Annotated in this window: 5 protein-coding genes; 2 read left to right on the top strand and 3 right to left on the bottom strand. The window is 57.3% G+C overall.

All coding sequences use genetic code 11. From position 1 onward, the window contains the following. Window positions 1-34: 34 nt before the first annotated feature. Complete coding sequence (gene leuS, locus ABYT07_RS18525; protein WP_372993500.1) at window positions 35-2,593, bottom strand: leucine--tRNA ligase; 2,559 nt, start codon at window positions 2,591-2,593, stop codon at window positions 35-37. 87 nt (window positions 2,594-2,680) lie between these two features. Beyond that, window positions 2,681-3,172 carry a DUF3576 domain-containing protein gene (locus ABYT07_RS18530; protein ID WP_372993501.1) on the bottom strand — a complete coding sequence of 164 codons (492 nt, stop codon included), beginning with the start codon at window positions 3,170-3,172 and terminating at the stop codon, window positions 2,681-2,683. A 312-nt stretch (window positions 3,173-3,484) separates the two neighbouring features. Here ABYT07_RS18530 and ABYT07_RS18535 point away from each other — a divergent pair, with 312 nt between their 5' ends. Together ABYT07_RS18535 and ABYT07_RS18540 are read left to right on the top strand one after the other, a co-directional pair. Further along, window positions 3,485-4,456: a porin gene (locus tag ABYT07_RS18535; RefSeq protein WP_372993502.1), complete on the top strand. Its 972-nt coding sequence runs from the start codon at window positions 3,485-3,487 to the stop codon at window positions 4,454-4,456. Window positions 4,457-4,556: 100 nt separating this feature from the next. Beyond that, window positions 4,557-5,210 (top strand): YggS family pyridoxal phosphate-dependent enzyme, encoded by a 654-nt coding sequence (locus ABYT07_RS18540; RefSeq protein ID WP_372993504.1) that lies wholly within the window; start codon window positions 4,557-4,559, stop codon window positions 5,208-5,210. Between the two features lie 27 nt (window positions 5,211-5,237). Here ABYT07_RS18540 and ABYT07_RS18545 read toward each other — a convergent pair. Beyond that, window positions 5,238-5,508, bottom strand: a 271-nt coding sequence (locus ABYT07_RS18545; protein WP_372993505.1) for a L,D-transpeptidase family protein, incomplete at its 5' end; no start/stop codon positions are given.

Genomic DNA, 5,508 nt, shown 5'->3' on the forward strand with positions numbered 1-5,508 from the left:
CGCAAGCAGTGGCAAAGCAAGCAAAAAGCGGCGTTTAGGCAACGACATTAACGATCCGTCCGGGCACAACGATCACCTTTTTGGGCGTGGCTCCATCCAAGCTACGAATGACAGCTTCGTGGCTGAGCGCGATTTTTTCAATATCTTCTTTCGACATATCCGCAGGCACCTGAATTTCTGCGCGACGTTTGCCGTTGATCTGGATCGGCAGGGTGACGGTATCATCGACCAGCATCGCCGCGTCGGCGCGGGGCCAAGGGGCGGTCGTGATCAGACCTGCGCCACCTTGGGCGGTCCAGATTTCCTCTGACAGGTGTGGCGTCATGGGGGCCATAAGCTGCGCCAGCGTCATGATCGCCTCGCGCTGCGCTGCATGGCCAGCCTTGGATTTCTGCAAGGTCGCGGTAAAGGCATAAAGCTTGGCGATGGCGGCATTAAAGCCAAAGGATTCGACGCCCAAGGTCACATCGTGAATGGTTTTGTGCATCGCGCGCAGAAGCTCTTCGTTCCCTTCGCCTTCGGCCCCGTCACTTATCGCGTCACCCATCGCAGTGACACGCACGCTGATGGTCCAGACGCGGCCAAGGTGCTTATAAGCCGCTTCGGCACCCGATGCCGTCCATTCGACATCCCGTTCAGGGGGCGAATCAGACAGCACGAACCAGCGCGCCGTATCAGCACCATAGCTGGCGATGATTCCCAATGGATCGACGACGTTTTTCTTGGACTTGGACATTTTGGCGGACGGGATGATGTCGACCGCAGTGCCATCGGCGAGTTTGCCGTCCGTGACCTCTTCGGGCAGGTGGTAGACGGGGCGGTCATTGGCGTCGCGGGTCTGGTAAATCTCGTGGGTCACCATGCCTTGGGTGAACAGCGCATTAAACGGTTCAATCGCCTTTTCGGGCAAATGGCCTGTGATATGCATCGCACGGGCAAAGAAGCGCGAATAAAGCAGGTGCAGAATCGCATGTTCGACGCCGCCAATGTATTGGTCGACGTTCATCCAATATTCAGCGTCTTCCATCACCGTGGGTGTGTCGGCATGAGGCGACGTGAAGCGCGCGAAATACCATGACGAATCGACAAACGTATCCATCGTGTCGGTTTCACGCTTGGCCGGGGCACCGCAAGACGGGCAGGCGCAGTCGCGCCATGTCGGGTGGCGGTCCAGCGGGTTGCCCGGTACGTCAAAGCTGACGTCATAGGGCAATTCGATCGGCAGGTTCTCTTTCTTTTCGGGGACCACGCCACAGGCATCGCAATGCACAACAGGGATCGGGCAACCCCAATAGCGCTGGCGGGACAGGCCCCAGTCGCGCAGGCGAAACTTGGTCACGCCTTGGCCGACACCTTGCGCTTCGCAGGCTTCGATGGCGGATGCGATGGCTTCTTCGCCGGTTTGCCATTTCTCGCCGGCGAATCCACCGTTGTAGTAGACACGTTCGGACTTGGTGGGGACGTAGGCTTCGGTGATTTTGGGATCGGCGTCTTCTGACGGCAGGAACGTCGAGATGATCTTGAGCCCGTATTTCGTCGCAAATTCAAAGTCGCGCTGGTCGTGCGCAGGGCAGCCAAAGATCGCGCCAGTGCCGTAATCCATCAGAATGAAGTTGGCGATATAGACCGGCAACTCCCAAGCGGTATCAAACGGGTGACGTACCCGCAGGCCAGTATCCATGCCCAACTTTTCAGCCGTCTCGATCGCTTCTTCGGTGGTGCCGCCCTTGCGGCATTCAGCACAGAAGGCGGCGATTTCAGGATTGTCTTTCTCAAGCGTCTTGGCCAGCGGATGATCCGGAGAGATCCCGACAAAGCTGGCCCCCAGCAAGGTATCGGGGCGGGTGGTATAGACTTCGATCCGGTCGAAACCGTCCGGTGCGTCAATGGTCGAAAACGCAAATTGCAACCCGCGCGATTTGCCGATCCAGTTCGCCTGCATCAGTTTGACCTTGGCGGGCCAGTTATCAAGCGTGTCCAGCGCACTCAGCAACTCTTCGGAATAGTCTGAAATCTTGAAGAACCACTGCGTTAGTTCGCGCCGTTCCACCAAGGCACCCGACCGCCAGCCGCGCCCTGCCTCGACCTGTTCATTGGCCAGAACGGTCATATCAACAGGGTCCCAGTTGACGATTGCGTTCTTGCGGTAAACCAAGCCTTCTTTCAGGAAATCAAGAAACAGCGCTTGTTGCTGACCGTAATATTCCGGATCGCAGGTTGCGAATTCGCGGGACCAGTCGATGGACAAGCCCAGCGGCTTCATCTGGTCGCGCATGTCGGCGATGTTGCTATAGGTCCAGTCTTTGGGGTGACCGCCGATCGCCATTGCGGCGTTTTCCGCAGGCATCCCGAAGGCATCCCAGCCCATCGGGTGCAGCACGCTGTGGCCCGTGGCGATCTTGTAGCGCGCGATCACGTCGCCCATCGTATAGTTGCGCACATGGCCCATGTGGATGCGGCCTGACGGATAGGGGAACATCTCAAGCACATAGTATTTTGGCTTGTCGGCTGAACGTACAGCCTGAAACACAGCGTCTTTTTCCCAGGCGGCTTGCCAGCGGGCTTCGATTTCAGCGGGGGAATAGCGGGACATCGACAGGTACCTTATCAAACGAAAAACGCCGGGCGAGCGACTAGCGCGTGGCCCGGCGTTGGAATGGCGAAAGCTCTAGAAGCGGGCTCAGAATTTGTTATCGGCGATGCGCATTTCGCGCGCGCGGCTTAGAATGGCGTCTTCAACTGCGCGTGAAGTCGCTTTGCTGACGGTGCGACCGCCACGGGTTTGCAACGCCACATTCAGTGACCGCGCATCAAGGGCAGGATCGTCAATCAAAATAGTCGCCCGGTATGACTGACTGCCGCCCGGAGGTGTGCCGTAGCCGGTCACGATCACACCTGTATAAGGGTCAATGGATTGCACGGGCAGAAAGCTCAGCACTTCGAGTGACGCGGACCATAGATACTTGTTCACCGATACACTGGTGTCCGTGGTCTTGCGATTAAAGATGGACCAGATGGTATTGTCGGGATCGGTTTCGATCACGCTTGGGCTGTTCGTGTTGGAATATTGCGGCGCAAGTTCGCCTGCAGGGCGCGCAAGACTGCCACACGCCCCAAGCGATATGAGTGCCATAAGGGCAATCGTGGATTTGAATACCGAAGTGCGCGCCATCCCAGCCGTCCTTTGCCTGTTTGGCCACTGGTCTAACCAAGCAGGGTTCGGTCGGCAAGCGCTATGTCGACTATATACATAGTAGAGGCATGTTCACTGCGGCTGCCGGATCGTGTGCACTGGGGCCGTGCAAGTCAAAGGGTAGGCGTGTCGGCGATGCGGCCGACTGTGGCAAACCTGCATCATAGTTTTTCACATTGCGGCAAAGCGATGCGCGATCCTTGCCAAAACTGGGGCAAAGGCGGAAAAGACCGTCATACCCTTTCCGGATTCCCCGGTCTGGGCATGTGAATTCAAACCGAGGGATAACTCATGAAAAAAGTTCTCTTCGCTACAACAGCTCTGGTTGCGACAGCCGGCGTTGCAGCAGCAGACGTAACATTTGGTGGCTACGGCCGTGTTGGTGTTCTGTATAACGAAAACGCAACTGGCACAGACGAAACAAACGTAACAAGCCGTTTCCGTCTGCAGATCGACGCGACAGCTGAGTCCGACATGGGCGTTACATTCGGTGCACGTGCTCGTATCCAGCAGAACAACACCGACAACACACCAACATACTCCGTTGGTCCAGACAACACAGCCGGTACAGCTGACGACATCAACGGTGCTTCCGGTCCATCCGGCACAGGCATCAACGGCGTTCGCTTCTTCGCACGCTCCGGTGGTCTTGAAGTCGGCGTTGGCAACATCTTCGGCGCTCTGGAATTCATGCCTGGCATGTACCCAATCGATCTGGGTCTGACCGGTCTGGGTTATGACTACACAGCATTCAACTTCCGCGGCGACGCGTACTCCTCCGGTGGTAACGGCGCAGCCGGTTCCAACGGTGTTGAAGTTCTGTACTCCATGGGCGACCTGTCCGTGCACGTTTCGGCTTCCGACACAAACAACCGCGTAGCTGCTTTTGCTGCTTACACGTTCAGCGGTTACACAGTTGCTCTGGGTCTGCAGGACTCCGACAGCGCATCTGACACAGAAGTTGCCTTCTCTGTTGGTGGTAACGTTGGTCCAGCGGCTCTGACCTTTGCATATGCCAAAAACGGCGATGACACAGGTGTTGGCACAACAACTGGCGATCACTACGTTCTGGCCGCAAAATTTGACGTTGGCGCAGCCACAGACGTTGAAGTTTACGTTGCAGACGCAGACTACTTCACAGACACATCCTACGGTGTTGACTTCAACCACGACCTGGGTGGCGGCACGTCGCTCCGCGGTGGTGTTGCAAGCCGCGGCAACGGTTTCGTCCGTGCCGATCTGGGTGTTCGCTTCAACTTCTAAGTTGAACGCAACAGTCTAAAAAGAGGGGCAGGCCATTGGTCTGCCCCTTTTCTTTTGCGCCAAGCTGTTGTTCTGTGCGACCTCAAACAGGGGGCCTATCATGAGCTTGGAAGACATCACCACACGCATCGCAAAAGCCGAAGCAGACGCAGGCCGCGCGCCAGGCAGTGTTACACTGATCGCTGTCAGCAAGGTCCAGCCGCTTGCACGCGTTCAGGCCGTACTGGAACAAGGTCAACGCTGTTTCGGTGAAAACCGGGTGCAAGAGGCCGAAAGCAAATGGCCTGATTTCAAGCAGCAGTATGACGGTATTGATCTGCATTTGATTGGCCCGTTGCAAAGCAACAAAGCCCGCCCCGCGCTGGAGCTTTTTGACGCGATCCATACATTAGACCGCCCAAAACTGGCGAATACCTTGGCACGGTTGGTGCAAGAGCTGGGCCAGTGCCCCGATATGTTTATTCAGGTCAACACCGGCGAAGAAGACCAGAAAGCCGGCGTTCTGCCGCGTGAAGCGGATGCGTTTATCAAGGAATGTCAGGGCCTTGATCTGCCTGTGCGCGGGTTGATGTGCATCCCCCCGGTGGACGAAGAGGCCGCGTTGCACTTTGCGCTGCTGGCCAAGATCGCGGCGCGCAACGGTCTTGACGGTTTGTCGATGGGGATGAGCAGCGATTTCGAGAAGGCGATTGCTTTGGGCGCGACCCATGTGCGGGTCGGCTCGGCGATTTTCGGCGAACGGGTCGCAGGCTAGGCGGGCAGTGGTGGGTTGGCACCCACCCTACGCGATGATCAGGCGGGTACGATGTTTAATCATCGGCGCGATTTGGCGCAAATGGCTGCGTGACAGGCCGATACAGCCTTCGGTCGGATAGCCGGGGCGGCGGTATTGGTGGATAAAGATCGCAGACCCACGCCCTTTGACGCCGTAGGGCCAGTTCCAATCCGTCAAAAGCACCAGATCATACAGCGGGTCTGGCCTGCGCAGCTTTTCGTGGCTGTGGGGATAGGGCGCGCGGACCATCATATTGTAGTCCTCATCGCGGGCATCA

Source organism: Sulfitobacter sp. (assembly GCF_041552635.1).
Taxonomy (GTDB): Bacteria; Pseudomonadota; Alphaproteobacteria; order Rhodobacterales; family Rhodobacteraceae; genus Sulfitobacter.

What these genes read in the sequence shown, in the direction of transcription:
- leuS (WP_372993500.1), bottom strand. Translation starts at nt 2,593, where the DNA reads ATGTCCCGCTATTCCCCCGCTGAAATCGAAGCCCGCTGGCAAGCCGCC.
- ABYT07_RS18530 (WP_372993501.1), bottom strand. Translation starts at nt 3,172, where the DNA reads ATGGCGCGCACTTCGGTATTCAAATCCACGATTGCCCTTATGGCACTC.
- ABYT07_RS18535 (WP_372993502.1), top strand. Translation starts at nt 3,485, where the DNA reads ATGAAAAAAGTTCTCTTCGCTACAACAGCTCTGGTTGCGACAGCCGGC.
- ABYT07_RS18540 (WP_372993504.1), top strand. Translation starts at nt 4,557, where the DNA reads ATGAGCTTGGAAGACATCACCACACGCATCGCAAAAGCCGAAGCAGAC.